This is a genomic window from Sorangium sp. So ce1036 (genome assembly GCF_051369805.1).
Lineage (GTDB): Bacteria > Myxococcota_A > Polyangia > Polyangiales > Polyangiaceae > Sorangium > Sorangium cellulosum_F.
Genome location: NZ_JBBMOX010000001.1, coordinates 5,459,830 through 5,486,552, shown reverse-complemented (window position 1 = coordinate 5,486,552; position 26,723 = coordinate 5,459,830). Strand labels below are relative to the sequence as shown.

Annotated in this window: 23 protein-coding genes; 13 read left to right on the top strand and 10 right to left on the bottom strand. The window is 72.6% G+C overall.

Annotated elements, in window-relative coordinates:
• Positions 1-74: 74 nt before the first annotated feature.
• The 6 genes from WMF31_RS20760 to WMF31_RS20735 all read left to right on the top strand — a co-directional run bounded on the left by WMF31_RS20760 (position 75) and on the right by WMF31_RS20735 (position 6,830).
• On the top strand, positions 75-1,541 hold the full coding sequence (locus WMF31_RS20760; protein ID WP_436603617.1) for a DEAD/DEAH box helicase: 1,467 nt from the start codon (positions 75-77) through the stop codon (positions 1,539-1,541).
• 269 nt (positions 1,542-1,810) lie between these two features.
• On the top strand, positions 1,811-2,806 hold the full coding sequence (locus WMF31_RS20755) for a M23 family metallopeptidase (protein WP_242516245.1): 996 nt from the start codon (positions 1,811-1,813) through the stop codon (positions 2,804-2,806).
• Between the two features lie 94 nt (positions 2,807-2,900).
• Positions 2,901-4,001 carry an alpha/beta fold hydrolase gene (locus WMF31_RS20750; RefSeq protein ID WP_436603616.1) on the top strand — a complete coding sequence of 367 codons (1,101 nt, stop codon included), beginning with the start codon at positions 2,901-2,903 and terminating at the stop codon, positions 3,999-4,001.
• Between the two features lie 220 nt (positions 4,002-4,221).
• On the top strand, positions 4,222-4,623 hold the full coding sequence (locus tag WMF31_RS20745) for an SPW repeat domain-containing protein (RefSeq protein ID WP_436603615.1): 402 nt from the start codon (positions 4,222-4,224) through the stop codon (positions 4,621-4,623).
• Positions 4,624-4,718: 95 nt separating this feature from the next.
• The gene (locus WMF31_RS20740; protein WP_436603614.1) at positions 4,719-5,486 is read left to right on the top strand and encodes a TSUP family transporter; all 768 of its coding nucleotides are present in this window, start codon (positions 4,719-4,721) and stop codon (positions 5,484-5,486) included.
• Positions 5,487-5,585: 99 nt separating this feature from the next.
• The gene (locus WMF31_RS20735; protein WP_436603613.1) at positions 5,586-6,830 is read left to right on the top strand and encodes an NAD(P)/FAD-dependent oxidoreductase; all 1,245 of its coding nucleotides are present in this window, start codon (positions 5,586-5,588) and stop codon (positions 6,828-6,830) included.
• 6 nt (positions 6,831-6,836) lie between these two features.
• Here WMF31_RS20735 and WMF31_RS20730 read toward each other — a convergent pair whose 3' ends face one another.
• A complete protein-coding gene (locus tag WMF31_RS20730; protein ID WP_436603612.1) occupies positions 6,837-8,033 on the bottom strand; it encodes a sodium/glutamate symporter in 1,197 nt (398 codons plus the stop codon).
• 210 nt (positions 8,034-8,243) lie between these two features.
• The gene (gene map, locus WMF31_RS20725; RefSeq protein ID WP_436603611.1) at positions 8,244-8,993 is read right to left on the bottom strand and encodes a type I methionyl aminopeptidase; all 750 of its coding nucleotides are present in this window, start codon (positions 8,991-8,993) and stop codon (positions 8,244-8,246) included.
• A 487-nt stretch (positions 8,994-9,480) separates the two neighbouring features.
• Here map and WMF31_RS20720 point away from each other — a divergent pair, with 487 nt between their 5' ends.
• Positions 9,481-10,488 (top strand): glycoside hydrolase family 16 protein, encoded by a 1,008-nt coding sequence (locus WMF31_RS20720; RefSeq protein WP_436603610.1) that lies wholly within the window; start codon positions 9,481-9,483, stop codon positions 10,486-10,488.
• 117 nt (positions 10,489-10,605) lie between these two features.
• On the opposite strand, the gene WMF31_RS20715 is transcribed toward WMF31_RS20720, so the two are convergent.
• Both WMF31_RS20715 and WMF31_RS20710 read right to left on the bottom strand, forming a co-directional pair.
• A complete protein-coding gene (locus WMF31_RS20715; RefSeq protein ID WP_436603609.1) occupies positions 10,606-12,453 on the bottom strand; it encodes a hypothetical protein in 1,848 nt (615 codons plus the stop codon).
• A 202-nt stretch (positions 12,454-12,655) separates the two neighbouring features.
• Positions 12,656-13,552 (bottom strand): STAS domain-containing protein, encoded by an 897-nt coding sequence (locus WMF31_RS20710; protein WP_436603608.1) that lies wholly within the window; start codon positions 13,550-13,552, stop codon positions 12,656-12,658.
• Positions 13,553-13,748: 196 nt separating this feature from the next.
• On the opposite strand from WMF31_RS20710, the gene WMF31_RS20705 reads away from it, so the two are divergent.
• Both WMF31_RS20705 and WMF31_RS20700 read left to right on the top strand, forming a co-directional pair.
• Positions 13,749-14,075, top strand: coding sequence for a LysR family transcriptional regulator (locus WMF31_RS20705; protein ID WP_436603607.1), 327 nt, complete (start codon positions 13,749-13,751; stop codon positions 14,073-14,075).
• A 28-nt stretch (positions 14,076-14,103) separates the two neighbouring features.
• Positions 14,104-15,945 (top strand): inositol monophosphatase family protein, encoded by a 1,842-nt coding sequence (locus WMF31_RS20700; RefSeq protein ID WP_436603606.1) that lies wholly within the window; start codon positions 14,104-14,106, stop codon positions 15,943-15,945.
• 41 nt (positions 15,946-15,986) lie between these two features.
• On the opposite strand, the gene WMF31_RS20695 is transcribed toward WMF31_RS20700, so the two are convergent.
• Together WMF31_RS20695 and WMF31_RS20690 are read right to left on the bottom strand one after the other, a co-directional pair.
• Positions 15,987-17,009, bottom strand: a complete 1,023-nt coding sequence (locus WMF31_RS20695) for an STAS domain-containing protein (RefSeq protein WP_436603605.1) — start codon at positions 17,007-17,009, stop codon at positions 15,987-15,989.
• Positions 17,010-17,014: 5 nt separating this feature from the next.
• On the bottom strand, positions 17,015-17,188 hold the full coding sequence (locus WMF31_RS20690; RefSeq protein ID WP_436603604.1) for a hypothetical protein: 174 nt from the start codon (positions 17,186-17,188) through the stop codon (positions 17,015-17,017).
• Positions 17,189-17,351: 163 nt separating this feature from the next.
• Between WMF31_RS20690 and WMF31_RS20685 the strand changes: the two genes are divergently transcribed.
• Together WMF31_RS20685 and WMF31_RS20680 are read left to right on the top strand one after the other, a co-directional pair.
• Entirely contained in the window at positions 17,352-17,573 is a 222-nt protein-coding gene (locus WMF31_RS20685) for a hypothetical protein (RefSeq protein ID WP_129347834.1), read from the top strand.
• Positions 17,574-17,808: 235 nt separating this feature from the next.
• A complete protein-coding gene (locus WMF31_RS20680; RefSeq protein ID WP_436603603.1) occupies positions 17,809-18,699 on the top strand; it encodes a hypothetical protein in 891 nt (296 codons plus the stop codon).
• A gap of 231 nt (positions 18,700-18,930) precedes the next feature.
• Here the strand turns inward: WMF31_RS20680 and WMF31_RS20675 are convergent, their stop codons facing one another.
• The 4 genes from WMF31_RS20675 to WMF31_RS20660 all read right to left on the bottom strand — a co-directional run bounded on the left by WMF31_RS20675 (position 18,931) and on the right by WMF31_RS20660 (position 23,165).
• A complete protein-coding gene (locus tag WMF31_RS20675) occupies positions 18,931-20,223 on the bottom strand; it encodes a BMP family lipoprotein (protein WP_436603602.1) in 1,293 nt (430 codons plus the stop codon).
• Positions 20,224-20,348: 125 nt separating this feature from the next.
• Positions 20,349-21,011: a glutathione S-transferase family protein gene (locus tag WMF31_RS20670; protein ID WP_436603601.1), complete on the bottom strand. Its 663-nt coding sequence runs from the start codon at positions 21,009-21,011 to the stop codon at positions 20,349-20,351.
• Between the two features lie 51 nt (positions 21,012-21,062).
• Complete coding sequence (locus WMF31_RS20665) at positions 21,063-21,449, bottom strand: VOC family protein (protein WP_436603600.1); 387 nt, start codon at positions 21,447-21,449, stop codon at positions 21,063-21,065.
• Positions 21,450-21,554: 105 nt separating this feature from the next.
• Positions 21,555-23,165 carry a metallophosphoesterase family protein gene (locus WMF31_RS20660; protein WP_436603599.1) on the bottom strand — a complete coding sequence of 537 codons (1,611 nt, stop codon included), beginning with the start codon at positions 23,163-23,165 and terminating at the stop codon, positions 21,555-21,557.
• Between the two features lie 124 nt (positions 23,166-23,289).
• Between WMF31_RS20660 and WMF31_RS20655 the strand changes: the two genes are divergently transcribed.
• Together WMF31_RS20655 and WMF31_RS20650 are read left to right on the top strand one after the other, a co-directional pair.
• Positions 23,290-24,558, top strand: coding sequence for an SUMF1/EgtB/PvdO family nonheme iron enzyme (locus WMF31_RS20655; RefSeq protein WP_436603598.1), 1,269 nt, complete (start codon positions 23,290-23,292; stop codon positions 24,556-24,558).
• A 905-nt stretch (positions 24,559-25,463) separates the two neighbouring features.
• On the top strand, positions 25,464-26,444 hold the full coding sequence (locus WMF31_RS20650) for a hypothetical protein (protein WP_436603597.1): 981 nt from the start codon (positions 25,464-25,466) through the stop codon (positions 26,442-26,444).
• Positions 26,445-26,723: the final 279 nt, after the last annotated feature.

The following is a 26,723-nucleotide window of genomic DNA, read 5'->3' as shown; positions in this document are numbered from 1 at the left end:
CCTCGGCGTTTCGAGGGCGCGGTGCCGCGGCGCTTTTGGCCCTGCTCAGGAGGGGCTCTCGGAGCCCGACGTCCATGCAATTTACCGATCTCGATCTGATTGAACCGTTGCTCCGCGCCATCGCCGCCGAGGGGTACAGCGCCCCGACGCCCATCCAGGCGCAGGCGATCCCCCCCATCCTCGCGGGCAACGACGTCCTCGGCTGCGCCCAGACGGGCACCGGAAAGACCGCGGCGTTCGCGCTGCCGATCCTGCAGCGCCTCGCGCAGGGCGTCGCGCCGAGCCCGCGCGCGCTCCGCGTGCTGGTGCTCACCCCGACGCGCGAGCTCGCGGCGCAGGTCGGCGAGAGCTTCGAGACGTACGGCAGGAACCTCGGCCTGCGGAGCGCGGTCGTCTTCGGCGGGGTCGGGCAGCGCCCCCAGATGGAGGCGCTGCGCCGCGGCGTCGACGTCCTCGTGGCGACGCCGGGCCGGCTGCTCGACCTCTGCGCGCAGGGCCTCTCCCCGTTCGGGCGCCTCGAGACGCTCGTGCTCGACGAGGCGGACCGGATGCTCGACATGGGGTTCATCCACGACATCCGGCGCGTCCTCGCGATGCTGCCCGAGCGCCGGCAGACGCTCCTCTTCTCGGCCACGATGCCGCCGGACATCCAGAAGCTCGCGAGCAGCATCCTGCGCCGCCCGGTGCGGGTCGAGGTCGCGCGGGTCGCCACGACGGCCGAGAACATCGACCAGCGGGTGGTCTTCGTCGATCGGTCCGACAAGCGCGCGATGCTGGAGCACGTCCTCAAGGATCCGGGCCTGCGCCGGGCGATCGTGTTCACCCGGACCAAGCACGGCGCCAACCGCGTCGTCCAGCAGCTCGGCCGCGCGCGCATCGAGGCCGTCGCCATCCACGGGAACAAGTCCCAGGGGGCGCGCGAGCGGGCGCTCGCGAGCTTCAAGCAGGGGACGACGAGCGTGCTCGTGGCGACCGACATCGCCGCGCGCGGGATCGACATCGAGGACATCTCGCACGTGATCAACTACGACCTCCCCAACATCCCGGAGAGCTACGTGCACCGCATCGGCCGCACGGCGCGCGCCGGGGCGTCCGGGGTGGCGCTGTCGTTCTGCGACAGCGAGGAGCGGGCCTATCTCGCCGACATCGAGCGCCTCATCCAGAAGCGCCTCCCGGTCCTGACTCCCCCTGGATTCACCAGCTCCCCGGCCGACCCCGGGCCGGCGCCGCAGGCGCAGGCGCGGCCGCCGATGCAGCCGCAGGGGCAGGGAAGACCGCAGGGCCCGGGGCGGCCGCAGGGGCAGGGAAGACCGCAGGGCCCGGGGCGGCCGCAGGGGCAGGGAAGACCGCAGGGCCCGGGGCGGCCGCAAGGGCAGGGAAGACCGCCGGGCCCGGGGCGGCCGCAAGGGCAGGGAAGGCCGCAGGCGCAGGGAAGGCCGCAGGGCCCGGGGCGGCCGCAGGAGCAGGCGCAGTCCCGGTCATCGATGCAGGCGCGGCCGCCGATGCAGGCGTCGCCCGGCGCGCCCCGCGTGAGCCGCTAGCCGCCGCCCGGCGCGCCTCGCGGGAGCCGGGAGCTGCTGCTGCCCGGCGCGCCCTCGTGGGAGCCGGTGGCCGTCGCCTGACGTGCCCTCGTGGGAACCGGTGGCCGTCGCCTGACGTGCCCTCGTGGGAACCGGTGGCCGTCACCTGACGTGCCCTCGTGGGAACCGGTGGCCGTCACCTGACGCGCCCCGTTCGCATCGACGGATGCCAGTATTACGTGCACCAACAAACGTTCGTCGCGGTGCATGAACTCTGGCACGATCGCGCCATGCGCATGCGCATCCCCGCTCTCCTCGTCAGCCTGCTCGCCGTCGCGGCTTGCGACCGCTGCGCTGCCTCGGACACGCCCGCCACGGACGCCTCCACCGGCGCGACGCCGGACGCTGCGGCCGCCCCGGTCACAGCCAGCGCTCCGGCGGCGGCCAGCGCTCCGGCGGCGGCCAGCGCCTCGGCGGCCCCGGCCGCGAGCGCGGAAGCGCCTGACGCCGGCCCCCCTGAGGCCGATTCCGGCCGGCTCTCGGTGGAGGGGCGCGCCGTCCAGGGGGGGCTCCTCCGCGCGAAGCTGAATGGCAAGCTGCGCCGCATGGCGTTCCCCGGCCACCGGGTGACCGTCAGCGATGAAGGGGAGTTCCTCATCGCCTTCTCGCGCGACGCGCCCCCGCAGGAGAAGCTGACCATCACGTTCGACGACGGGCAGGTGCTCGAGAAGGTCTTCGACGTCGAACAGCGCACGTTCGAGCTCGACAAGGTCGACGGCCTCCCGGAGAACATGGTCAAGCTCGACCTGCAGACGCGCGTGAAGCTCACGCAGGTCGACAAGAGGCTCGACGCCATCCGGACCCGGTACACGAAGAAGAGCTGCTACAAGGACGGGTTCGTCTGGCCGACCAAGGGCAAGATCACCTCACGTTACGGCCAGCCGCGCGTGTACAACGGCACGGAGAGCGGGATCCACTGGGGCGTCGACATCTCTGCGCCTGTCGGGACGCCGGTGCGAGCGCCCGCCTGCGGCAAGGTCGTGCTCGTGGAGCGGAACCTGCCCCTCAGCGGGCATACCTTGATCCTCGATCACGGTCACGGGCTGACATCGACGTTCATCCATCTCCACGGCTTCCGCGTGAAGGTGAATGACGAGGTCAAGCAGGGTCAGGTCATCGCGACCGTCGGGATGACCGGCCGCACGAACGGCGCTCACCTCGACTGGCGCATGAACCTGTTCGGGACGCGCATCGATCCCGAGCTCCTGGCGCCCCCGATGCAATGACAGCCGCCGCCCCGGCCCTGCCCGCCGGCGAGGCCGCCGCGCGGCGCGGTCCACGCCGGGGCGCCCCCGTCCATCACGTCCCGGAGGTCATCTGTTGAGAACGCTCTCGCTCCCGTCGATCCTCGCAACGCTCTTCCTCTCGCTCGTGCCCGTCACCGGGTGCGCGCCGGCTCCCCGCGCCGATCTCCAGCCGGCCGCGCCGCCGAGCCCAGGAGCCGCCGCCGCGTCCGCGCCTGGCCAGGGAGCCGCCGCCGCGCCCGCGCGTGGCCTCGATCCGGAGCTCTCGTCGTATCCGTATCCGTATCCGGTCCAGTACTTCGAGGTCGAGTCGCAGCGCCAGAAGCTCCGCATGGCGTACATGGACGTGCGGCCCGCGAAGCCGAACGGGCGCGCGGTGCTCCTCCTCCACGGCAAGAACTTCACCGCAGCCCACTGGGAGCCGACGATCCGGGCGCTGGTCGAGCGGGGCTTCCGGGTCATCGCGCCCGATCAGATCGGGTTCGGCAAGTCGACCAAGCCCGCCGCCTACCAGTTCAGCTTCCACGCCCTGGCCGAGGCGACGCGCGCGCTCCTCGACTCCCTCGGGGTCCAGCGCGCGGCCGTCGTCGGTCACTCGATGGGGGGCATGCTCGCCGCGCGCTATGCCCTCATGTTCGCCGATCGGACCGAGCGCCTCGCCCTCGTCAACCCCATCGGCCTCGAGGACTGGAAGACGGTGGTCCCCTATCGCCCGGTCGAAGCCTGGTACGAGCAGGAGCTCGCGGCGACGCGCGACAGCATCCGCGAGTACCAGCGCAAGAGCTACTACGACGGCGCCTGGAAGCCCGAGTACGAGCGCCAGATCGAGATCCTGGCAGGCTGGACCGAGCACCCCGAGTACCCGCGCGTGGCCTGGTGCTCGGCGCTCACCTACGACATGATCTTCACCCAGCCCGTCGTCTACGAGCTGCCGCGCCTGCGCGCGCCCACGTTGCTGATCATCGGGCTCAGGGATCGGACGGCGCTCGGCCGAGCGTGGGCGCCGAAGGAGGCCGCCGCCGCGCTCGGCGACTACACCACGCTGGGCAAGAAGGCCGCGCAGGCGATCCCCGGCGCCAGGCTGGTCGAGCTCCCCGGCGTCGGCCACCTCCCGCAGGTCGAGGCGTTCGAGAAGTACATGGCTGCGCTCGCGGGGTTCCTCGAGCAGGCGCCCTGAGGCCCCCCGCAGGGGCGCGTCCGGTGCCCCCTCCTGTGGCGCGCGGGCGCGCCTCGGGGCAACGTGCCACACGACGAGATGTCATGACGCCGGGCCCACGGCCGCTGGCGCGCTCTCCGGCGCCGCCGAGCTGCTCGGCGGCATGTGCCTTGCAAATCCCAGCATCGATGACGTCGACGAAGGCCATCGATTCGAACCCTGGAGTCGCAAGGAGTCGATCATGAGAATCCTGTCGCCTCGAGCTCACGGATACCTGGACTACGCGGTCGCGGCGCTGTTCCTGCTGGCGCCCTCGCTGTTCGGCTTCGGCGGGCTCCCCGAGACGCTCTGCTACATCCTGGGCGTCGTGCACGTCGGGATGACGCTGATCACCGCCTTCCCGCTGGGCGCGGCCAAGCTCGTCCCGTTCCCTGTGCACGGCGCGCTCGAGGCCGCCGTGGCGGTGGGCCTCGTCGCGGCGCCCTGGCTCTTCGGCTTCGATGCGGTCCCCGCGGCCCGGAACTTCTACCTCGCGACGGGCGTGCTCATCGCCCTGGTCTGGCTCGTCACGGATTACCGCTCGGCCTTCACCCCGGCGACGGCCGGCGAGCGGTACCGGCCGGAGCACCGGTCGTTCTCCTGATGGCGGTCTGAGCCTCCGGATGGCGGCCTGAGCGCCATCGCGACGCAGGCAGGCGGGCGTGGTAGTGGAGCTGCCCTCCCGGAGCTGCCGCTGTCTTGGACGTCACCGCCATCGAGCTCGCCTTGCTGTGCCTCGCGGCCCTCCTCGCCGGCGGGGTGGACGCCATCGCGGGGGGAGGGGGGCTCATCACGCTGCCCGTCCTCCTGGCCACCGGGGTTCCTCCGCACGTCGCGCTGGGGACCAACAAGGGCCAGTCGGTGTTCGGCTCCGGGGCGGCCCTGGTCCGCTTCTCGCGCGCGGGGCTGGTGAGCGGAGAGCTGGCGTGGGTCAGCTTCGCGCTCGGGCTGCTCGGCGCGCTCGGCGGGGCGCGGCTCGTGCTGTGGGTGAAGCCCGAGGTGCTCAGGCCGCTGGTCCTGGTCCTGCTGGTGGCCGTGGCCGCCTTCTTCGCCTTCCGCAAGGGGCGGCCGCCCGGGGACCGGCCGGAGCCGCCCCTCGCGCGGCTGCGCGTGCTGGGGGGCCTGACGGCCTTCCTCGTCGGCGCCTACGACGGCTTCTTCGGCCCGGGCGCCGGCACCTTCCTCATCGTGGCCTTCTCCAGCCTGCTGGGCCACGGGCTGATGAGGGCGTCCGCGGACGCCAAGGTGGTCAACTTCGCCTCCAACCTCGCCTCCGTGGCGCTCTTCTCCTGGAAGGGCGTAGTGCTATGGCACCTGGCCCTGCCCATGGCCGTGGCGCAGTTCACCGGCGCGTGGATCGGCGCCCGCCTCACCGTGAGCGGGGGCGACAGGCTGGTGCGCAAGGTGGTGCTCGTGGTGGTCGCGGCGTTGACGCTGAAGCTCGGGCGCGACGTGCTGTTCGGGTGAGCGCCCGCGCGCCGGGGCTCGGTCGGCGCGCGGGGCAGGCGACGGCGCCGGTGCGCCGAGCACGCCGCCAGAGGGGCGGCCGCGAGAGGAGCGGTGGACATGGAAGAGACGATCGTCATCGTGGGTGCAGGGCAAGCCGGTGGAGAGGTGGCGAGCTCGCTCCGGCAGCAGGGATACGCGGGCCGCGTCGTGCTCGTCGGCGACGAGGCGCACCCTCCCTACCAGCGGCCGCCGCTCTCGAAGGGGTTCCTGCTGGGCAAGCTGCAGCTCGCGCAGCTCTACCTGAAGCCGGAGGCGGCGTACGAGCGCGCCGCGATCACCCTGAGGCTCGGCACCCGCGTGGACGCGATCGATCGCGCGGCGCGGGCCGTGGCGCTCCACGACGGGAGCCGGCTCCGCTACGACCGGCTGGTCCTCGCGACGGGGGGGAGGGCGCGCAGGCTGAGCGTGCCGGGGGCGGACCAGGGGAGGCTCGAGAACCTGTTCTATCTCCGCTCGATCGCCGACGTGGGCGCGATGCGGGCGCACCTCGTGGCCGGGCGGCACCTCCTGCTCATCGGCGCCGGGTACGTGGGGCTGGAGGTGGCGGCCGCCGCGGTGGAGCTCGGCATGAAGGTGACGGTGATCGACGTGGCGCCGCGGGTGCTGTCGCGGGTGACGGGGCCCGAGGTGTCGGCGTTCATCGAGGGGGTGCACCGGGAGCGCGGCGTGACGTTCAGGCTGTCCGCCACGGTGCGGGAGGTCGCCGTCGACGCGGCGGGGCGGGCGGCGCGCGAGGTCGTCGTGGCGACGGGCGGCGTCGAGGAGCGCATCGCGGCGGACGTGGTGCTGGTGGGGATCGGGCTCGTGCCGAACACGGAGCTGGCCGCCGCCGCGGGGCTCGAGGTGGACGACGGCATCGTCGTGGACGAGCGGGCGCGCACGTCCGACGAGGCCGTGCTCGCGGCCGGCGACTGCGCGAGCCAGCCGAGCGCGTACGCCGGGCGGCGCATCCGGCTGGAGTCCGTGCCGAACGCGATGGAGCACGCGCGGGTGGCCGCGGCGACGTTGCTCGGCAAGCCGGCGCCGCCGCCCGTGGTGCCGTGGTTCTGGTCGGAGCAGTTCGGGATGCGGCTGCAGATGGTGGGGCTGTCGACGGGTCACGACCGGTGCGTGGTGCGGGGGTCGATGGAGAAGAAGTCCTTCTCCGCGTTCTACCTGGCGGGAGGGCGCCTGATCGCCGCCGACGTGATCGGGCGCCCCGCGGACTTCATGGCATCCAGGAAGCTCGTCGCTGCCAGGCCCGTGATCGATCCGGCGGCGCTCGCCGACGAGGGCGTGCCGCTCGCGTCGCTGGGGGCCTGAACCCCGCTAGTGGAAGAAGTTCAACGCCTGCGTGATGAGCAGGGCGTTGATGAAGTCGATCAGGAACGCGCCCACGATGCTGACCACGAAGAACGCCTGCGGCGCGGGGCCCGACTTGCGCACGATCTCGTTCATGCACGCGAGCGCGTTCGCCGTCGTGCCCAGCATGAAGCCGCAGTAGCCGCCCGCCATCACCGCCGACGTGTAGTTCCGGCCCATCAGCCAGTAGATCGCCGTCCAGCACAGCCCCACCGTCAGCACCACCTGCATGGACAGGATCAGCAGCACGGGCAGCGCCAGCGTGGCCAGGTGCCAGAGCTGCAGGGTCAGCAGCGCCATCACGATGAACAGATCCAGCGTGACCTCGCCGATCTCGTCCATCCTCTTCTGCTCGATGCCCAGGAACTGGAACGCGTCGTCCAGGTTGCGCACGACGCCCGCCACGATCATGGCCCCGATGTACGCGGGCAGCGTCAGCCCCCAGTCCTGGAACTTCGCGCTGACCACCGAGCCGAGCGCCATCGCGATGCCGATGGCGATGATGTTCTCGACGTACGTCCCGTGCTTCTCGCCCGGGGCGGCGTCGAGATCGATCGCGGGCGCGGCCACCTGCTCGCTCGCCTCCGGGCGCAGGCCGTGCCGGCGGATCAGGAAGCTCCCGACATATCCGCCCAGGAGGCCGCTCACCACGATCCCGAAGACGGCCGAGGCGAGGCCCACGGCGGTCGCGCCGTGGACGCCGGCTTGCTCGAACACCGGCCCGAAGGCGAGGGACGTCGCGGGCCCGCCCGTGAGCGACACGGCGCCGGTCACGACGCCGAAGAGCGGCGGCAGCCCCAGCGCCCCCGCCGCGGTCATCCCGAGGACGATCTGCAGCACGAGCCCCAGCACGGACGCGCCGAGGAAGATGGCCACGCGCTTGCCGCCGAGCTTGAGCAGCCGCAGGCTGGCGCTCATCCCCACGGTCGTGAAGAACGCGATCATCAGGACGTCGCGCAGGACCAGGTCGAACTCGAGGTTGACCACGCGGTCGCGCAGGATGAGCGCCAGGAACGCGTAGACGAGCCCGCCCAGGACCGGCGCGGGGATGCTCAGCCGCTCGAGGATGGGCAGGGCGCGCCGGAGCCCGGCGCCGATCACCAGACCGAAACAGGAGACGCCCAGGACCTGGATGGCGCTGAGCTTGAAGGTCGGCACGTCCATGTGCCGCGGCATGCTAGCGGCAGAGCACACGACCTGCCTACCCGCATCATGTGCCCCGGGCGCAGGGAGGCGATGGGGCTCGGAGGGCTCCCCTCCGGGGCTTGCGCTCCTCCGGCGAGCCCCTCTGGCGGCTCGCCTGCACGAAAGCCCCTCCGGGGAGCCCTCCGAGCCCCGTCGACTCCCTGCGCGGAAGGGGCGGCCCGCGCGCCGTCAGCGCGTCAGGATCTCGCAGCCGTCCGGCGTGACGAGCACCGTGTGCTCGAACTGCGCCGAGAGGCTGCCGTCCTCGGTGACGATGGTCCACCCGTCGTCGAGCGTGCGGATGTGCGGCGAGCCCAGGTTGACCATCGGCTCGATCGTGATCGCCATCCCGGCGCGGAGCCGCATGCCCGCGCCGCGCACGCCGGTGTGCGAAACGTGCGGCGGCAGGTGCATCTTCCGCCCGATGCCGTGCCCGCCGACCTCGCGGACCACGCTGCACCCCTCGGCGCGCGCGAGCTCCTCGATCGCCGCGCCGATGTCGCCGAGCCGCGCCCCGTCGCGCACGACCGCGACGCCCGCGTCTCGGCAGCGCCGGGCGACGTCCACCACGTGCCGCGCCTCGGCGCTCGGCTCTCCGATGAAGAACGTCGCGGAGGTGTCGCCGTGGTAGCCGTCGAGCTCCGTCGTCACGTCGACGTTGAGGATGTCGCCCGGCGAGAGCACCTCGTCGGCCCGCGGGATCCCGTGGCAGACGACGTGGTTCCGGCTGGTGCACACCGCCGCCGGGAAGCCCTTGTAGCCGAGCTGGCTCGGGCGGCCGCCGCGCTGCGCCGTGTCCTCGCGCACCCACCGATCGATGTCCGCTGTCGTCACGAAGGGCTGGAGCCGCGCCCCGACGGCGGCCAGCGTCGCCGCGGCCGCGCGCCCTGCGCGCCGCATCGCCTCGCGCGCGCGAGGTCCAAGGATGTCCACGCTCATGCTCGGCGTATGCGCGCGCGGCGCGCCGCGATCCAATACCGTTTGGATCTCGCGCCCCGGAGCGCGGCGCGCGCCGCCTCGCCGGACCGCGCCAGCGCCGAGCAGGCCGCCGGCGAGGCGAGGGCGCTGGCCTCATGTAACGAACCGAAAGCCTGGTTCGGCGCTCCTCTTCATGCATCGAAGGAGTTCATGCATCGAAGGAGCGGCCTCAACTCGACAGCCGGCCTGCGGGTAGAATCCGGCGCCGGGGGCACGCGCGGCCGTTGCCGCCAGAAGCCGAAAAGCAGATGGTGATCGTGGCGCGAGACGCTCGGCTTGGAAGAGGTTGCACTGGATGAAAACAGCTCACAAGTACCAGAAGTTGGCCACGCCAAGAGACAGCGCTCCTTCTCACCGACCCTCGATCCGCTGGGGGACGAGCGAGCCCTCCCTGTGCGCTCGTCTCCGCCTCCACCTTGCAGGTGCGGCGCTGCTCGCGGTTCCGACGATGGTGGCGTGCTCGGAAGGAACGCGCGACGACGGCAGCGGCGGTGGCGACAGCAGCAGCAATCTCGGTACCACCTCCAGCAGCGGCGATGGCGGCCGTGGCGGCGGCGGGAGCAGCACCAGCAGCGGCGATGGCGGCCGTGGCGGCGGCGGGAGCAGCACCAGCAGCGGCGATGGCGGCCGTGGCGGCGGCCCCGCTGTTTCAGCCGAGCTCTTCGACGACTTCTCTTACACGGGCACCGGCGACGGCGAGTTCACGAGCCGGTGGTGGGTGCGGGACGTGGATGGGGCGCCCGGGATCGCCGGCGCGCAATGGCGACGTTCCAACGTGTCGCTCGTCCCCGATCCCGAGCTTGGCTCGAACACGCTGCTCCGGCTCAGGGCGACGACGAGCGGCTCCGCCGGGAGCACCTCGCACGCCGAGGTTCAGTCCACGGACGACAAGTTTCGCCTCGGGACCTACTCGGCCAGGGTGAAGTTCAGCAACATCCCTGTCGACGGCACCCGGTACTTCGGCGACAAGCTGGTCGAGACGTTCTTCACCATCAGCCCGTGGATCAACAACCCCGAGACCGATCCCAACTACTCGGAGCAGGACTTCGAGTACATGCCCAATGGCGGCTGGGGTCGGGGTGACACGAGCACGCTGTGGATGACCTCGTGGGAGACCGCCTCGCTCGACAGCACGCAGTCGAACCAGGTGTCGGGGGATCACTCCGGCTGGAAGCGGCTGCTCATTCAGATCACCGAGTCTGGCATCCAGTATTACGTCGATGGAACGCTCCTTTGCACGCATGACGCCGCCTACGTCCCAGAGACGAACCAGCACCTCGACTTCAATCTCTGGTTCGACGAGCTCGCCACCGACCAGGGCAGCGCCCGAACGTACGCCGAGGACGCGGACTGGGTGTATTTCGCCCAGGATGTGATCCTGTCGCAGGCCGAGGTCGACGCGAGGGTGGCCGGCTTCCGCGCCTCATCGATCGCCCGCGAAGACACCTTGCCCTGACCGCCCCTCCCGCGAAGACAGCCGATATCGACGCCGATCGGGGAGAAGGGGAGCGCGGCGCGCGCCGCCTCGCCTCGCCGCGCGCGCCGCCTCGCCGATCCGGGGGAAGCCCCGGCGCTACGGCGCCGAGCGCCCGGGTCGGAGCACGGCCGACAGGCGATCTAGGATGGCCCTCACGGTCGGTCGATAGCCGTAGTCGGCCCGCGTGGCGTCGTCGAGCTGCGCCGGGCAGATGGAGGCCGGGATGGCCCGATCGCCCAGGCGCCTCATCAGGTCGAGCTCGCGGAGACCGGGATAGGCCTTGGCCCGCACCTGCAATGTCCTCCCCCCGCCGTCGGGGTTGACCTCGCAGACGGGGCTGTCGTTGTCCGCCGCGGCGCAGTCGCAGCTCGACGATTCCTCATCGCAAATCCTGGGCTCGGGCAGCGGAAACACGCAGGCATACTGGAGATCTCCGTTGCCTCGAGTTTCCGTCGTGTACTCGCTCCCGTTGATGGGGTTCGTGATCGAGCCAGGGGGCGCCGTCGGATCGCCCGTGATCGGGTTGACGCCGGAGCGCGGCGCCGTCGACTCGAGCATCAGCGGATCTTTGGGCGGGATCGCGCGCTCCGGCTCGCCGAGGATGACGTCCCAGGTCGTCCCGCCGCCCGGGAGCGGCGCGGCGAGCTCGGCCGCGGTCTTCAGGCCGGCCGAGAGATCGCTCGGATCGCGCGCGATGTCTTGCCACGGCACCCCCACGATGCCGGTGAACAGGACGTGCTCCGGGCGCCGGCCCCTCGAGTCGCCGCCGCTGGGGTCGGGGCCCGAGAAGATCGGGTTCGGCACGATCTCCCCGTCTCGCGCCGTGATCGTGGCCGACGTGAGCGCCTCGACGTACCGCTCGACCGGGTAGAGGAAATCGACGCCGAACCGGCGCTTCTGGTCGAAGCACCGGAGGTTCACCCGATCGTCCTCCGGGCGGAGCGTGGCCACCTGACCGTCGTCGCCCTCGCAGGTGGGATCCGGCGGGCACTCCCCCGGGGCCGCCGAGCACGACATGCAGCACGGGTCGTCCGGATCGATCGCGCACTCGCTCCGCGCCCGAGACATCCTTTGCGACACATGGGCCACCCGCCAGTGGAGGCCGCCGTCCACGATCGAGCAGTCGTTCTCGTCGGTGAGCATCACGATGAGCAGCAGCGAGTCCGGCCGGAGGAACGCGGCCCGCTGCTGCAGCAGCGGCGCGTCGAGCCCCTCCGGCGTCGCGATCCCATCCTCCGTGACCGAGATCGACGCGTACGGCATGGGATCGACGAGGAAGCGATAGAAGCTCTCCAGCGGCGCCTCGTAGCCACACCCCCCCTGACCGGCGCCGACGACGATGTCCTTGAGCGTCTGGACGAGCACGTCCGGATCGGACTCCCCGGCCGGCTCGCGCTTCCCGCCCGGATCCCACGCGAGGAACCCCTGGCCTTGGTACGTCGGCAGCGCGCCCTCTTCCCCGGGCGCGCGGCGCGCGAGCAGGTGGGCCATATCGATCTCCGCTCGACGGTAGATGTCCGGCGTCATGCCGACCATGCCGCTGCAGGTCTTCGCGCCATGCCCGCCGAGGCTGCTGCTGATGACGCCGATGTGCATGTCCGTCACCGGCGCGCGCGCGCGCCCCGTGCCGTCCGGGCACTCGTCCATGCCGCTCGCGGGCTGGAGCGAGGCGAGGCGGCCGCTCGCGTCCTCGCAGGGCGGGTTGGTGATCCCCAGGACGAGGTCGGAGAGCACCAGCCCCAGCACCTCCTGCTTGTCCGCCATCGAGCCGGAGTTGTCGACGACGAGCAGGAGATCGACCTTGTCCGGGGTGAACACCTCGGAGTTCCCCCCCTGGCCCGAGCTCGAGCTGCCGCTGTCGCCCGCATTGCCGCCGGCGCCCTGTCCGTCCGGTGGCTCCCCCTGACATCCGACCAGCGACATCACGCCTGTGGCCAGCAACATCGAGGCCGTCCGTGCAAATCCAAGATCCATGAGCTCCTCCGCGCTGGCTCCGAGGGGGCGGCGCCGCCGCCCGGTCGTGCCGGCGCGTCGATGGACGAGCCAGGCCGGCTGCATCTGCAGACGATTCAGACGGTCGCACGCTGCCGTGCAGCGGCCGCGTGCAGCGAGCGTGCTGCACAGCAGCGGCCCCCGGCAGGGGACGTCACGGCGGGGACGGCGACGAGGCTGCCGGGCTCGTCGCGGTGGCGAACGCGATGCCGCTCTGCAGATCGCGGCGGGTCACGATGCCGGTGAGGTCGATGTCGAGGCCGACGATGGCCTGGGACACCTCGGGCCGGATGCCCGTCAGGACGACCTGCGCCCCGAGCAGACGGACCGCCCGCGCCACCTGCAGCAGGGCGTTCGCCGAGGCCGTGTCGATGTGCGGCACGCCCGTGACGTCGATGATCGCCACCCGCGCCTGTCGCTCGACCACCTTGCCCAGCAGGCTCTCCATCACCTGCTGCGCCCGCGCCGAGTCCAGCACGCCCACCAGCGGCAGCACGAGGACGCCCTGGCTGATGGGGACGATGGGCGCCGACAGCTCCAGGAGCGTCCTTGCCTGCATCCGGAGCTGGTCTTCGAGCTGCTTTCGCCTGGTGATCACCTCCGAGAACAGCATGATCCCGCCGATCTCGCCGGTCGTCGTGTGCCACGGGAAGATCTTCCAGCTCCCCCATTCGACGTGCCCGTCGCTCCGCGGAAAAGGCTCCTCGTCATTCCCTTCCGAGGCCCCTGCGAGGCAGCGCTGGTGGATCGCCTTCCAGTGCTCGGGCATGTCGGGGAAGACCTCGTAATGGGTCCGGCCGATGACCTCTTCCTCGCGCAAGCCGAAATCCGCCAGGTGGCGGTGACTGACCAGGATGTAGCGCATATCCCGATCGAACATGGCAAATGCGGCCGGTGTGTAGGTGACAAAGAGGCGCACGTGCTCCTCCGCCCGGCGCAGCGCAGCGCGGAGGCGCTCCCGCTCCTCGTCCGCCTGCTCCAGCTCGCGGATGCGCTGCCTCAGGCGCTCGTTCTCCGCAACGACATCCTCGTAACTCGAATCACAGGTCATCCGTGCCTCTTGCTCTGTCCTCGACCGTATACCAAAGAAGCACGGCAGCGTGCGTACGCGAGCACGTCGGCGTCTCCAGGGTAAGAGCGATCACCGGAGACCTTCTCGGGCGGGTCGGCGACACCGATCGTCCCGACGAGCGGGCGGGCGACGGACCAGGGACCAACCTGGGCGACGATGTACTAGAATCGGCCCCGTGAGCCTGTCGCAGATCCGGTACTTCATCGCCGTCGCCGAGGAGGGCCACGTCGGTCGCGCCGCGCGCCGCCTCCACATCGCGCAGCCGCCCCTCAGCCGCCAGATCCGCGGCCTCGAGGACGAGCTCGGCGCGCAGCTCTTCGAGCGCACCTCGCGCGGCATGCGCCTCCTGCCGGCCGGCGCGGCGTTCCTCGACCACGCCCGCGCGATCGTCGCGCAGGTCGACGCGGCCGTCGCCGACCTGCGCAGCTACGGCGCCGCGCCCGCGGGCGGCGGGGGCGGCGCGCACGACGCCGGCCGCCGCGCCCGCGCCGACCTGGGGTAGGCTGGTCCGGTGACATCACGGGACCGGCATGGGCTACGAGGCTGAGCTCGCGGTGGCCGTCGAGGCGGCGCGCCGCGCCGGCTCCCTGCTCCGCGCGGAGTTCCACCGGCCCGGCGGCCCCCGCGGCGACGGGGCGCACGCCGACATCGACGTCGAGGTCGAGCGCCTGCTCCGCGAGGCGCTCACCGGCGCCACCCCCTACGCGTTCCTCGGCGAGGAGACGGGCCCCCTCGACGGCCCGGACCCGTCGCACCGCTGGATCGTGGATCCGAACGACGGCACCGCGTCCTTCCTGCGCGGCTACCGCGGCGCCGCGGTCTCCATCGGCCTCCTGCGCGAGGGCACGCCGGTGCTCGGCGTCGTCTTCGCGTACGCTTACCCCGACGACGACGGCGATCTCATCGCGTGGGCGGAGGGCGCGGGGCCCATCCGGCGCAACGGCGCCGCGGTCTCGACCTCGCTCGCCGGCGGCGCGCTCGACCGCTACGCCGTCGTGCTGCTGTCGCAGTCGGCGGACTACCTCCCGTCCCGCAACGCCCGGTGCGTCGCCCCGGCGCGGTTCCTCGCGCTCCCGAGCCTCGCGTACCGGCTCGCCCTGGTCGCGGTCGGCGAGGGCGTCGCCGCGGTCTCGCTCAGCCGGCCGCAGAGCTGGGATTACGCGGCCGGGCACGCGCTCGTGCGCGCCGCCGGCGGCGAGATCGTCGACGACGACGGCGCGCCCGTCGCGTACACCCGGGAGCGCGAGGGCGAGCTCTGCCGCCTCTTCGGCGGCGCGCCCGCGGTCGTGCGGGAGCTCGCGCGGCGCCCGTGGAACGCCGTCATCCACGGCCGCATCCCGGCGCCGCAGGGCGGTTACGGGCTCCTGCGCCCGTCGCGCAGCCTGCTCGCCGGTGGCGCCGCCGCGCTCGCGCGCGCGCAGGGCTGCCTGCTCGGCCAGCTCGCGGGCGACGCGCTCGGCGCGCTCGTCGAGTTCCGGACCGCGGAGGAGATCGCGCCGCTCTACCCGGGCGGCGTCGACGACCTCGCCGACGGCGGCACCTGGAACACCCTGGCCGGGCAGCCGACCGACGACTCCGAGATGGCGATCCTGCTGGCGCGGTCGATCGTCCGCAAGCGCGGCTTCGTCGCCGAGGCCGCGCTCGACGCCTACGTGCACTGGTACGGCACCCGCCCGTTCGACATCGGCCACACCACGGCGGCCGCGCTCTCGGCGGCCGCGGGCGCGCCGCACCCCGGCGCGCGCCGCGAGCGCGCCCGGGCGGCCGCGAACGTGGCCAGCGAGGCGAACGGCTCGGTGATGCGCGCGGCGCCGCTCGGCATCCTCGGCGCGGGCCGCCCGCGGGAGGCCGCCGCCTGGGCGCGCGAGGACAGCGCCCTCACGCATCCGCACCCGGTCTGCTGCGCGGCCGCCGCCGCGTTCGTCGCGGCCATCGCCGCGGCGGTGGGCGGCGCCGGCGTCGAGGGGGCCTTCGCGGCCGCCCGCGCCGAGGCGGAGCGGAGCGGCGAGCGCGTGGTCCTCGCCGCGCTGGAGGCCGCGCGCCGCGCGCCGCCCCGGAGCTTCTCGCACCAGGCCGGCTGGGTCGTCATCGCCCTGCAGAACGCCTTCTTCCAGCTCCTCCACGCGCCCTCGCTCGAGGAGGGGCTCGTCGCGACGGTGATGGCGGGCGGCGACACCGACACGAACGCCGCGATCGCGGGCGCGCTGCTCGGCGCGGCGCACGGTAGGGACGCGGTCCCGGACCGGTTTCGCCGCCTCGTGCTCACCTGCCGCCCGCTGCCCGAGGCCGGGGCGAAGCGCGTGCGCCCGCCCGAGCTGTGGCCGGTCGACGCGCTGCTCCTCGCGGAGGCGCTGCTCGCCGTCGGCCGCTGACCGCGGCCGGCGCCGCTCACGGTGCGCCGCCCCCGGGCGCGCTACCGCGGCGGCCGTCCGACGGCGCCCATCACGTGCTGGAGCGCGCTCTTCAGCGTGCCGAACACCGGGATCCCGTCGAGGCTCCCGCCGATCTCCAGCAGGGTCCCGACCATCGCCGTCGGGACGCCGCAGACGACGCACCGGCTGCCGAGCAGCTTCGTCGCGGCGAAGAGCCGGAGGAGGTGCTCGATGGTCGGGGCGTCGGCCGCCTGCGCGCCGGTGAGGTCCACGATCATGAAGCGGGCGCCGTGCGCGACGATCGCCGCGAGCACCTCTTCCATCATGCGCGCGGCGCGGACGCTGTCCACCGTGCCGATCACGGGCAGCGTGAGCACGCTGTCCCACACCTGGATGATCGGCGTCGACATCTCGAGCATCGCCTCGTGCTGGGCGCGGACCCGGTCGAGCTGCAGGCGCAGCTCGCGCTGGACGCGCTCGAGCTCGTCGTTCTGCGCGCGGAGCTGCTCGCTCGCCGCGGCGAGATCGAGCTGGTTCTTGAGCATGGTGTACGTGGCGCCGACGTAGAGCGCGTACGTGGTCGCGCTCGCGAGCGCCTTCCGGTCGATCTGGCGCTGATCTTCCAGGGCGAAGAGCATCGAGCCGATGGTCCTCCTGTAGACCTGGATCGGCACGTGGAAGACGACGTCGGGGTCGTCCGCGAGCAGCCACGCGCGCGCGAGGTCCACCTGCCGCGGCTCGTCCCAGGGCCCCTTGAACCACGCGGCGCGCTGGGCCGTGAGCGCCGCGACCATCCAAGCGTCCACGACGACGCTGCCCGCGGGCGCGCCGTGCTCGAAGGCGCCCGCGTGGTACCGCGCCGCGATCCGGGCGCCGCCGTCCTCGTCGCCGAGCACGACGCAGAGCCGCTGGGACGGGACGATCCATCGCGCGCTCGCGCAGGCCTCCTGCCAGAGCGATGGCAGGTCCGGCTGGGTGGCGAGCTTGAGCAGGATCTCGTTCAGGACGCCGAGGACGATCCACCCGCCGCCGCCGGCCTCCGAGGGCTGGCCAGACTCGGACATCACCATCAGCGGTCGGCGTCGAGCGGGAGGCCCGCGGCGGCGGCCCGTGGGGTGATGCGCTGCGCGAGCGCCGCGCGCACGACGATCTCCAGGGGCTCGCCGCTGCTGAGCCCCACCGCCGGCCGGCACGGCGCGGCGGCGTCGATCGACGGGCTCGGGACCAGATCGGATCTCGACACGGTACACACTCCCCGCGCTGGGCGCGTGCGCGCATCCTACCGCGCAAGGCGCTCGCCGGGGGAGGTCTCCTGGAGGCCGGACGGATCGTACCCGATCCACGGGGCGCCCGTCCCGGGCCAGGCGGGCGGCGCCCGCGGCGCGGCTGCGTGCTACCGGTAGGGGATGAAGATCAAGGCACGCGACGGCAAGGTCTATGAAGTGAGCGCGGCTCCGCCCGGCGGGAGCCACGAGGTGCGCCTCGACGGCAAGGTGATCGGCTCGTTCGTGCTCCTGCCGGACGAGACGCAGGTCACCGTGAAGACCGCGCCCGCGACCGACGCGCTCCTCGTGGACATCGCCGATCGGTTCGTCGCCGAGGGTGGCGCGCCGATGGGGATCTGCTGACGCACCCCCTCGTGGGGGGAATCAGCAGCCCCCCCTTCGTGGGGGAATCGACGAGCCCCCTGCTCGGCCGACCGGGTCACGCGCCCGCGCCCTCGGGTCCTGCTGGCGCGCCGTTTCCGAGACCGCCCCGCGACCCTGCCCGGAATCCATGAACGACGCCACCCCGTTGCGCTTGCAGCGGAGCCAGCGCGCAATCCCGCGCGCCGCTCTCCGGCGTCCTCTGCATGGCCCCAACATGGCGACGATCTCCCGGAATTTATGGCATCTCGGCTTCGTGAACCTGGTGCGCGCCCGCGCGCCCGCGAGCATCTCCGTCCAGCCCGAGGTGCAGCTCACGATCGAGCCGCAGCGCGCGGACATGCTGCTGTTGCGCAAGGAGGGCGCCCCGCGAGGCGTCGGGGACGCCACGGTGCTGCGCGGCCTGTGGCCTCTGCTCGGAACGGACACGGTGCTCGAGTACAAGAGCCCGGTGGAGTCCGCGTTCCGCCGCGGCGACCTGCTGCGGCTGTGGGGGTACGGCGTGCAGCACCACGTGGACCAGATCGAGCGGCTGTCGGGGTATCGCGCGCTGACGCTGGTCCTCGTGGTCGCGAGCATTACGCGCACGTTCCTCCGGGAGCTCGCCGAGATGGACTGGTCTCTGGTGCGGCTGGGCGGAGGATATGGCCGGATCGACGGCGCGGTGTACGCGACCTATCTTGTGGTGACCGACGAGGTGGCGGAGGCGGAGCAGGACGACTTCTTGAGGATCTTCAGCCATCGCCGGGTGCTTGGCCCGGAGGCGCGTCGGTGGTTGCAGCAGTGGGTGAGCCCGGAGGAAGGTACGATGCAAAGCGTGGAGGAGATGGAAGGCTACGACGAGATGCTGCAGAAGCTGCTCGACTCCCTCCCAGCGGAGCGGCGGCTGGCCGGGCTGACGCCCGAGGAGGTGCTGTCGGCCTACCCCCCTGAGCAGCGGGTGGCGGGGCTGGCGCCCGAGCAGCGGCTGGCCGGGCTGGCGCCCGAGCAGCAGTTGCTCGCGGTCTCCGATGCGGTGCTGCGCGGCATGCCGGACGAGTACCTGCGCACGCTGCCGGCCGAGGTGCAGGACGCCATCCGGCGCCGCATCGGCCGGCCCTCTCGCTGATCGCGGTACGGTCGCGAGCCTCGCTGAGATCGACGCGGCCGAGAGATCCTCGTGCGCCTCGCGGGCGCCCTCGGGGATCCTCTTGCAAGCCGGGGCCCGCGGCGCTCCTGTCGCTGCACCGCTGGCGATTGCGCTAGGCGCCCGGCTCCGGGCGCGGGCGGTGGTCGCCTCGACCGCGTCGCTCGTGTTGCGCTCGAGCTCGACCCGCGCCGGATCACCGCCTGGAGGCGGCTACTTGCTCGGTCCGGTGATCCCCTGGACGAGCTGCGGCAGATACCAGATCTGCGGGTCCGTCGCGGCCTCGCCGTCCTTCAGGAACACGGTGCCATCCTGGAACCGGAGCGGCCCCTTGAACAGCTCCAGCCCGCGGGCGAGCTCCAGGACGAACGCGCCGAGCTGCGCCTTCGCCTCGCCGAGCGCGGCGCCCGGCAGGAAGCCGACGACCGACACCTCGCCGTTCAGATCGCGGAAATCCGGCCCCGTCCAGACGAACGCGCTCGCGTACTTGCCCGCGCGCGCCCCCTCGATGGCCTCGCGGTAGACAGGCGCCCAGTTGAAGTAGGCGGTCCCCAGGCAGATCTCCGGCGCGAGCGCGCAGCCGTCCTTGTGGTCGTAATGCACGTACTTGACCCGCTTGCCGGCCGCGGCCGCCTTCCTGGCCTGCTGCGCGATCGCGGGCGTGTCGAGGCCGGTCAGGAGCACGTCGTAGCCGCTGCTGTAAAAGCCGTCGGCCACCTTGGCGGGATCGAGGGCGCCCCCCGGGAGGCTGGACCGGAGGCCGAGCCAGGTGACCTTGAACGTGAGCTCTTCGGGCTTCTTCTTGCGGTACTTCTGCCAGCAGTACCGCGCGCCGAGGTACGCCGCGGTGACGAGCCTCCGCGCCTCGTCGTTCGCGAGCGGGCCCAGATACCCGATCTTGCCCGTCTCCGTGCCGATCGCCGCGGCGCACCCCGAGATGTGCTTGCCGACCTCGATGCGGCCCATGATGTTGCCCAGGTTCGGCTGGGGCTCGTGGTTCTTGCCCTCTCTCCAGGCGGCGTCACCGGAGATATGGATGACCGTCACCTCCGGGTGCTCGCGCGCGGTCTGGACGGCGTCGTCCTCGTGCTCGCCGGCGTTGTAGACGATGAGCCGGGCCCCCCGGGAGATGAGGTCGTCCGCGACCAGCGAGCCCGTCACGTCGGGGCGGTCGGTCGGATTCACCTTGTCGACGAACTCGAACGTGACGTTCGACATCCTCGCCAGGGCCGCCTTCATGCCGTCGTGATGGGCCTGATTCCACCCCTTGTCGTCGTGGGGGCCGACGAGGATCATGCCGACCTTGTACGCGGAGGCCGCCGGGGGCGCGGCGAGAGCGCCCGTCGCGACGGGCGCGGCGGCGGCCGAGACAGCGGGGTTGCTCTCGCCAGGATCCGTGCCCGTCGAGGAGCCCTTGCACGCGCCGGCGAGCAGCGACAGCGCGATTCCGAGGGCGGCGGGGGCGCGGACAGCGGACGACACGACGGACGTCGACGGGCGAGCCATCACGCGGTCATCGTGGGCGGGACGGTCGCACGGTGTCAAGACACCGACGCGCCGCTCGATCCCCGCTGCGACGTGCTGGCGCTGGCCCCCACCGGCGGCGCGCTCTTCACGCGCCGGGCGCGCGCTCAGCGTCGGTCCGTCGCCTCGCTCTCGGCGAAGGGCGCCATCTGGTCGGCCAGCGCCTTCTGGAATGCGGGCCGCGCCTCGCACCGCAGGCGGTAGGCCTCGAGCACCGGGGCCTGCGCGACCAGATCCGTGTGGCGCAGGATGCGCAGCACCGTCGTCATGAGCAGGTCCGCCGCGGTGAAGCGACCCTCGAGGTAATCTCGCCCCTCGAGCCAGCCGGAGAGCTGCGAGAGCCGCGCCTTCACCCCCTCGACGGCTCCGGGCCGGCGCATCTTCGCCCAGGCCTCGTCGGCGTGGAACAGGTCGATCTCGGCGAGCTGCTGGATCGCCGGCTCGATCGTGTTCAGCGCCGCGAACATCCACGTCTTCGCGCGCGCCCGGGCGCGCGGGTCGGGCGGCATCAGCGCCTCGGAGCGCTCGGCGATGTGCAGCACGATGGCGCCGGACTCGAACAGGACCAGCCCGTCCTCCTCGTAGACGGGCACCTGCCCGAACGGCTGGAGGCCGCGCTGGATCTCGGCCGCCTGATCCTCGGGCCCGAGCAGCCGCGCCTCGTAGGCGAGGCCCGCCTCCTCGAGCGCCCAGCGCACGCGAAGATCACGCACCAGGCCCTGGGCGAAAGGCGGTACCCATCGAAACGCGCTCACCGTGATCTTGGCCATTGATCTCTCCCTCCTCTCCGGCAGCCTGTGCGGTGCCGGTCTGACGTGACGCTACACCGCCCCGCTCCCGTACGGCCGGGTGATGAGCTCGAGTCCATGCCCGGATGGATCGCGGAAGTATACCCCTCTCCCCCCGTCGTTCGTGTTGATTTCGCCCGGCCGCTGCCACAATGGGTCGGCCGCGAACTCGACGCCCAGCGCGCGAATCCGCGAGAGGCTAGCGTCGAACTGTGCCTCGCTGACGAGGAACGCGTAATGCTGGCCAGGAAAGTCGATCCGCGGCTCTGCATAGTCGAGGGTGACGCGGTTGGAGAGCTCGACGGAGAGGAAATTCCCCGCGGGCTGCGGGGGAGGGAGGCCCAGGATCTCCGTGAGGAACGTGGCCGACTTCAGCTTGTCATGAGCGAATACGATAAGGTGATTCAGCTCGATATTCATACAGGTCTCCAGCGCCAGGCGCGTCGCGCGCGCCCTCGGCGGGCCACCCGGCGACCTCCCGGCGCGGCGGCATCGTCGCCCACGCCGCGCCGGAGGGTCAACCGCTCAGGACGCCGCCACGGCCGCGGCTGGCGACGCGGCGGCGGCGCGCGCGGGGCGGAGCGGGTGCGTCTCGACCCGCCAGATGCCGTCCTCCGTGAGCCGGACGGCCGCGAAGCGGGCGACGCCGTCGAGGTGGCCATCGGTCTCGTGGCCGAGCGTCGACGAAGGGTGCGCGTAAACGCTGACGCGACCGCCGCTCTTCGAGCGGTAATGGCCGAAGAACGCGAGGTGCTTGTGCCCGTGCAGCACGAGCGCGCTGTTCCTCGCCGGGTTCTTCTGCTGGTACGCCGCGAGGAGCTCGAGCAGGCGCGTGCCGTCCATGGCGATCTGGAACGTGTCGTTGAGCGACAGCGGCCCGGCGAGGCGCGCCACGTGGTGGTGCAGGAGCACGACGACAGGGCCGGATCCCGCGTCGAGCGCGCGGGCGAGGCGCCGGAGCTGGCCGCCGCCGAGCTGCCCTATCGCGTTCGACCCCACGAACCGCGACAGGTACCGGTTGGAGTTCAGCCCGAAGATCCGGATCCCGCCCTCGAGCTCGATCCGCCGCGGGTACAGGGCGGCGATCGCCCGGAGCCGCCGCCGCGCCCGGAGCCGCCGCCGCGCCCGCTTGCGGGCCGGGGCGTGCAGGGGAGGGTGGAAGGGGCCGCGCTCGACGCGCGCGAGCACGTCGATGAAGCGCTGCTCGCGCTCGGCCCTCTTCTTGAGATCGGGATCGGGCGAGGTCCCGAGGTTGATGGCGACGTCGTGGTTGCCGGGCACCATGAGCACGTGCGCGCTGTCCGGCACCCCGGAGAGCGCCCGCTCGAGCTCGGCCCACTGCGCCTCTTCCCCGAGATCGGTCATGTCCCCGGTCAGCGCCAACAGCGGCGGATTCAGGGCGGCGATCTCCGCGACGAGCCGGCGGAGGCGGCCTGTCAGCTCGGCCGTGTCCGGGCGAGGGGCGGCCTCGGGCCACGACGCCGAGCCCTCCTCGATCTCGTACGGCTCGCGCCCGTGCGCCGTGATGTGCAGATCGGAGATCTGGCAGAGCACGAGCCGCCCGCCGGGGATGGCGTCCCCGGGGTCGGGGAAGAGCGTGGCCGCCCCGCCATACCGCAGGATGACGCGGGTCGCCTCGCCCAGCGCGAACGCGAGCCAGGTGTAGAGCGAGATCCCGAAGCCGAGCAGGGCGACGGCGAGGCACGCGGCGAGGATGAGCGCGGCGCCGCTGCCGAAGCCGAGCCGCTCGCCCGCGGGCAGCCACGCGAGGTCGGACGGGAGGAGCGAGAGCCATGAGCCCACCGGCAACGCGGAGGCCCAGCTCGGGATCCCGAGCCCGAGGAAGCGCGCCAGCAGCCCGCCGAGGACGCACACGACGGCGAGGGTGACGAGCAGCGGGAGCAGGAATTCGCGGACGACGTCGGCGGCCTCGACGATCTCGCCGAGCCGGCCCCGGAACGACGATCGGAAGTAGCGACTTCCATAGGAGATCTTCTTCCACGCCTCCGGCCTCCACGGCCGGCCGCGGCTCCCCACGCGCGAGGCGATGACGACCGGAATGAGGATCACCGCGAGCAGCACGAACAGCGGCGGAAGGGTCAGGTAGAAGATCCGGAGAAGCACCCTTCGCGTCATGGCTCATTTGACGGCTCCCCGGCAGGACCGTCAAGTTGCCGCGCGGCCCGCGAGCTGGATTCGCGCCCCAAAATTTGCCTGGACCCGCAGCATTTCGTAGCACGGAGAGACGCGAGACCGCGCAATGTCTTCTGCCGAGACGCCGCCCCAGATGGATTGCGCGCCGCGCGCCCCGGCGCCGAGCGAGCCGCTGCCGGCGCTGTCGACCGGCGTGCGCCGCGCGTCGACGCCGCCCGCGCCGGGGCGCGGAGGGGTCTCCGCGCGCGTCGCCGCCGGCGCGGCCTGCGCGGCGGCGCTCGGCGTGGCCGCGGCGGTGCTCGGCGTGGCCGCGGCCGAGCCGAGCGGCGCGCTGGCGCTGACGCGGGCGCGGGAGGCGCAGGGCGGCGCGCCTCCCGCGGAGGACCAGGACGGCGTGCCCCTCGCGGCGCGAACGCCGGCGCCGCCGCCGCGCGTGACGCTCAGGATGGATGACGAGGACATCGTGCCAGACACGCTGGAGGAGCAGCGCCGCCGGCTCTTCGGGCGGATGCGGCGCGACCTCGAGCTCCCGGACGAGGCGATGCGGCAGGTGGAGGCGATCTTCGCGGCGTCGCCGGTGCTCGGCCAGGGCAACCCGGCGATCTCGCGTCATCCGATGTCGCGATCGGAGTGCCGCCGCATCCGGAGGCTCGCGGGCGTCGAGCCGGCGCGCGAGCCGGCGTGCGGCGCGCCGGGGATGGTGCCGCTGTTCGATCCCACGCGCGGCCAGACCGCGGAGAGCGCCCGCGTCTGCATCGATCAGCTCGAGTTTCCGAACCTGCCCTGCGAGTACCCCGTGGTGCACGTCCGGGCGCGCGAGGCGGCGCTCCTGTGCCGGGCGGTCGGAAAGCGCATCTGCGATGCGCACGAGTGGGAGGGCGCGTGCGCCGGCGCCCTCCGGGAGCCCGACGTCGAGTACGAGTGGGAGCGCCCCCGCGACGAGGCGAGCTGGCATCATAACCTCCTGCGCGAGAAGGTGTGGAGTTATGGCCCCGAGAAGAACCACGCCCTCTGCGGCACGGGGAGCTCCCGGACGCCCGGGTGCCCGGGCGGCGGGTGGGACCGCTGCGGCTCCAACACCTATCCGGCCGGGGCGTTCCCCGCGTGCCGGAGCAGCCTGGGCGTCTTCGATCTGCACGGCAACGTGGCCGAGCACATGAGCCTGCCCATCCTGCCCGAGGAGCTCGCGCGGCACGGCGACAAGGGGTTCACGGAGATGAAGGGGAGCTGGTTCGCGTTCGCGTCGATGGATGTCCACGCGGACGACTGCAGGTGGCGCGCGCCCGCCTGGCACGGGACGCGGCTCATGAGCAAGGGCAGCCACGCGAACTACCACCTTGGATTCCGCTGCTGCAAGGACGTCGCGCCGCCGTAGGCGCGCGCCGCTCGGGCCCTGAGCGCGTCGTGACGACCGGCCCGGGCGCGATGCGCGCATCGAGCGCGGCGCGGTCGGCGGGCGACACGAGGAAGGGGAGGGGCGGCCGGCGCCGGCCCCATCGGTCTCGCGCGGCTCGCGCAGGCGCCGCAAGGCGGAAATCCATCCACGAACCGAAGGTGCGTAAACAGGGGTTGGCCCAACGCGCCCACGATTGCCCACATACGCTCCCCCACGCGCCTGCGGTATTCAACTGTCGCAGGTTCGCGCCGACTCGGCTGCTCGCGGGAGCCCTCCTCGGGCGCCCGTCACGAAGCTGCAGTGACGGAGGCGGACGGTTATGGCCTGGATCGATCGATCCGGGCTGCCTTCCTGGATGCACAAACGGCGCAGCAGGAGGTGGTCTGAGCAGGCCAGGCGCAGAGGGCGCGACATCGCCTGGACGGCGCGGGCGGACGGGACGGGACGGGGGGGCGCGGCGGCGCGCGGCCTCGCGTCGTATGTCTGCGAGGCATGAGAGCGCGCCATTCACCTCGTTCATGACGGTCGCGACGCAGGCGAGGGCGCGAGCGCCCTGCTCAGCCGCGCGGGAGGTGCGCAGCGAGGCGCGTGGAGCGCCGGCCGCCATGACGGTGAGTTCGTCATCTCCAGCGTGACGCGCCGGAGGCAGCGGAGAAGACGCCCTCCGCGCGGGGGCCGTCCCGCTGGTCTTCGCGGTGAGATGTTGGAAACCAGCGCCGGCGCAGATCCAGAGAATGCCTTTTCACGGGCGCAGCGACGCGCTCGCGGCGCAGGCGGCGAGCGGCAGTGTCTGCACACGAGCGCTGAGGCACACAGCCTGCTCTTCGTGAGCCCGAGATGGCTCGGACCTTCCGGCCATCGTGGGACATTGAGGAGGACAACACATGATCTCGATTCATGGCAAGGTGATGGGGCTCGCGATGGTGATGGCGGCGCTGGGCACGGGGTGCGCCGTCGGTGCCGCGGAGGACGCCGATCTCGAGCAGGCCGGCCTCGACGAGGTCGAGGCGGTCGACTCGACCGCCGAGGCGCTCGAAGAGGAGGCGCTCGAAGCGGATGAGGAGCTGCGGGGCGGGCTCATGGGGCCGGGCAAGGGGCCGCTCGGGCCGAGCAAGGGGCCGCTCGGGCCGGGCAAGGGCGTCCTGGGCCCGCAGGCGCCGATCGGCGCGCAGGGGCCCATGGGCCAGGTCGGGCCGCTGCCGGGCGGAGCGCCCGTGGACCAGGTGGGGCAGTTGCCGGGCGGAGCGCCCGTGGACCAGGTGGGGCAGTCGCCGGGCGGAGCGCCCGTGGACCAGGTGGGGCAGTTGCCGATCGGGCAGGGGCCGGTCGGGCAGGCGCCGATCGGGCAGGCGCCGATCGGGCAGGGGCCGGTCGGGCAGGCGCCGATCGGGCAGGGGCCGGTCGGGCAGGCGCCGATCGGGCAGGGGCCGATCGGGCAGGGGCCCGTGGGTGGCGTGCCGGGCGTCGGCGTGCCGGGCGTCGGCGTGCCGGGCGTCGGTGTGCCGGGCGTCGGCGTCGGCGTGCCGGGCATCGGCGTCGGCGTGCCGGGCATCGGCGTCGGCGGCCTGGTGGGATCGCGCTTCGGCATCGGCGGCTTCGGCTGCCCCCCGCCGTTCATCAACATCATCAATAACAACTTCTTCTTCGACGACCGTTTCCACCACTGCTTCTTCCCCCCTCCCTTCGACCCGTGCCATCGTGACGACTTCTTCGGTTTCCGCGATGATTGCCGTGACGGCTCCGTCGGCTTCGGGCCTCCCTTCAGGCCGCCCGTCTGCCGTCCCAGCTTCGGCGCCTTCAGTGGCCTCGGCTGGAGCGGCGGCGGCTGCGGCGGCTGCGGCGGCGGCTGGGGCGGCGGCTGCTAGCGACACCGCCTCCGCGGCGCGGACGGCGCTCTCGACCGCCTGACGGCGTGCCGCGCAGGTGCGCGGGCGGTCGCGGGAGAGCGCGAGTCGCTCGTCCTCGATGGCCGATCGGGAATCGGCCTGGCATTGCAGCTCTCTCGCAGAGCGCTCCGCGGTCGCCTGGGGCTCACCCCCCAGGCGACCGGCGAGCCCGGCGCCGTGGCGGCTCCGGAGGCCGGTGGCGGCGACGACGGCCGCCTCCACCTCAGAGGGCGTGACCGCGTGAGGTCGCCGCCGCTC

What these genes read in the sequence shown, in the direction of transcription:
- WMF31_RS20720 (WP_436603610.1), top strand. Translation starts at nt 9,481, where the DNA reads ATGGTGGCGTGCTCGGAAGGAACGCGCGACGACGGCAGCGGCGGTGGC.
- map (WP_436603611.1), bottom strand. Translation starts at nt 8,993, where the DNA reads ATGAGCGTGGACATCCTTGGACCTCGCGCGCGCGAGGCGATGCGGCGC.
- WMF31_RS20695 (WP_436603605.1), bottom strand. Translation starts at nt 17,009, where the DNA reads ATGTCCGAGTCTGGCCAGCCCTCGGAGGCCGGCGGCGGCGGGTGGATC.
- WMF31_RS20680 (WP_436603603.1), top strand. Translation starts at nt 17,809, where the DNA reads ATGGCGACGATCTCCCGGAATTTATGGCATCTCGGCTTCGTGAACCTG.
- WMF31_RS20655 (WP_436603598.1), top strand. Translation starts at nt 23,290, where the DNA reads ATGTCTTCTGCCGAGACGCCGCCCCAGATGGATTGCGCGCCGCGCGCC.
- WMF31_RS20670 (WP_436603601.1), bottom strand. Translation starts at nt 21,011, where the DNA reads ATGGCCAAGATCACGGTGAGCGCGTTTCGATGGGTACCGCCTTTCGCC.
- WMF31_RS20715 (WP_436603609.1), bottom strand. Translation starts at nt 12,453, where the DNA reads ATGTTGCTGGCCACAGGCGTGATGTCGCTGGTCGGATGTCAGGGGGAG.
- WMF31_RS20735 (WP_436603613.1), top strand. Translation starts at nt 5,586, where the DNA reads ATGGAAGAGACGATCGTCATCGTGGGTGCAGGGCAAGCCGGTGGAGAG.
- WMF31_RS20755 (WP_242516245.1), top strand. Translation starts at nt 1,811, where the DNA reads ATGCGCATGCGCATCCCCGCTCTCCTCGTCAGCCTGCTCGCCGTCGCG.
- WMF31_RS20745 (WP_436603615.1), top strand. Translation starts at nt 4,222, where the DNA reads ATGAGAATCCTGTCGCCTCGAGCTCACGGATACCTGGACTACGCGGTC.
- WMF31_RS20730 (WP_436603612.1), bottom strand. Translation starts at nt 8,033, where the DNA reads ATGGACGTGCCGACCTTCAAGCTCAGCGCCATCCAGGTCCTGGGCGTC.
- WMF31_RS20685 (WP_129347834.1), top strand. Translation starts at nt 17,352, where the DNA reads ATGAAGATCAAGGCACGCGACGGCAAGGTCTATGAAGTGAGCGCGGCT.
- WMF31_RS20710 (WP_436603608.1), bottom strand. Translation starts at nt 13,552, where the DNA reads ATGACCTGTGATTCGAGTTACGAGGATGTCGTTGCGGAGAACGAGCGC.
- WMF31_RS20660 (WP_436603599.1), bottom strand. Translation starts at nt 23,165, where the DNA reads ATGACGCGAAGGGTGCTTCTCCGGATCTTCTACCTGACCCTTCCGCCG.
- WMF31_RS20675 (WP_436603602.1), bottom strand. Translation starts at nt 20,223, where the DNA reads ATGGCTCGCCCGTCGACGTCCGTCGTGTCGTCCGCTGTCCGCGCCCCC.
- WMF31_RS20665 (WP_436603600.1), bottom strand. Translation starts at nt 21,449, where the DNA reads ATGAATATCGAGCTGAATCACCTTATCGTATTCGCTCATGACAAGCTG.
- WMF31_RS20700 (WP_436603606.1), top strand. Translation starts at nt 14,104, where the DNA reads ATGGGCTACGAGGCTGAGCTCGCGGTGGCCGTCGAGGCGGCGCGCCGC.
- WMF31_RS20650 (WP_436603597.1), top strand. Translation starts at nt 25,464, where the DNA reads ATGATCTCGATTCATGGCAAGGTGATGGGGCTCGCGATGGTGATGGCG.
- WMF31_RS20760 (WP_436603617.1), top strand. Translation starts at nt 75, where the DNA reads ATGCAATTTACCGATCTCGATCTGATTGAACCGTTGCTCCGCGCCATC.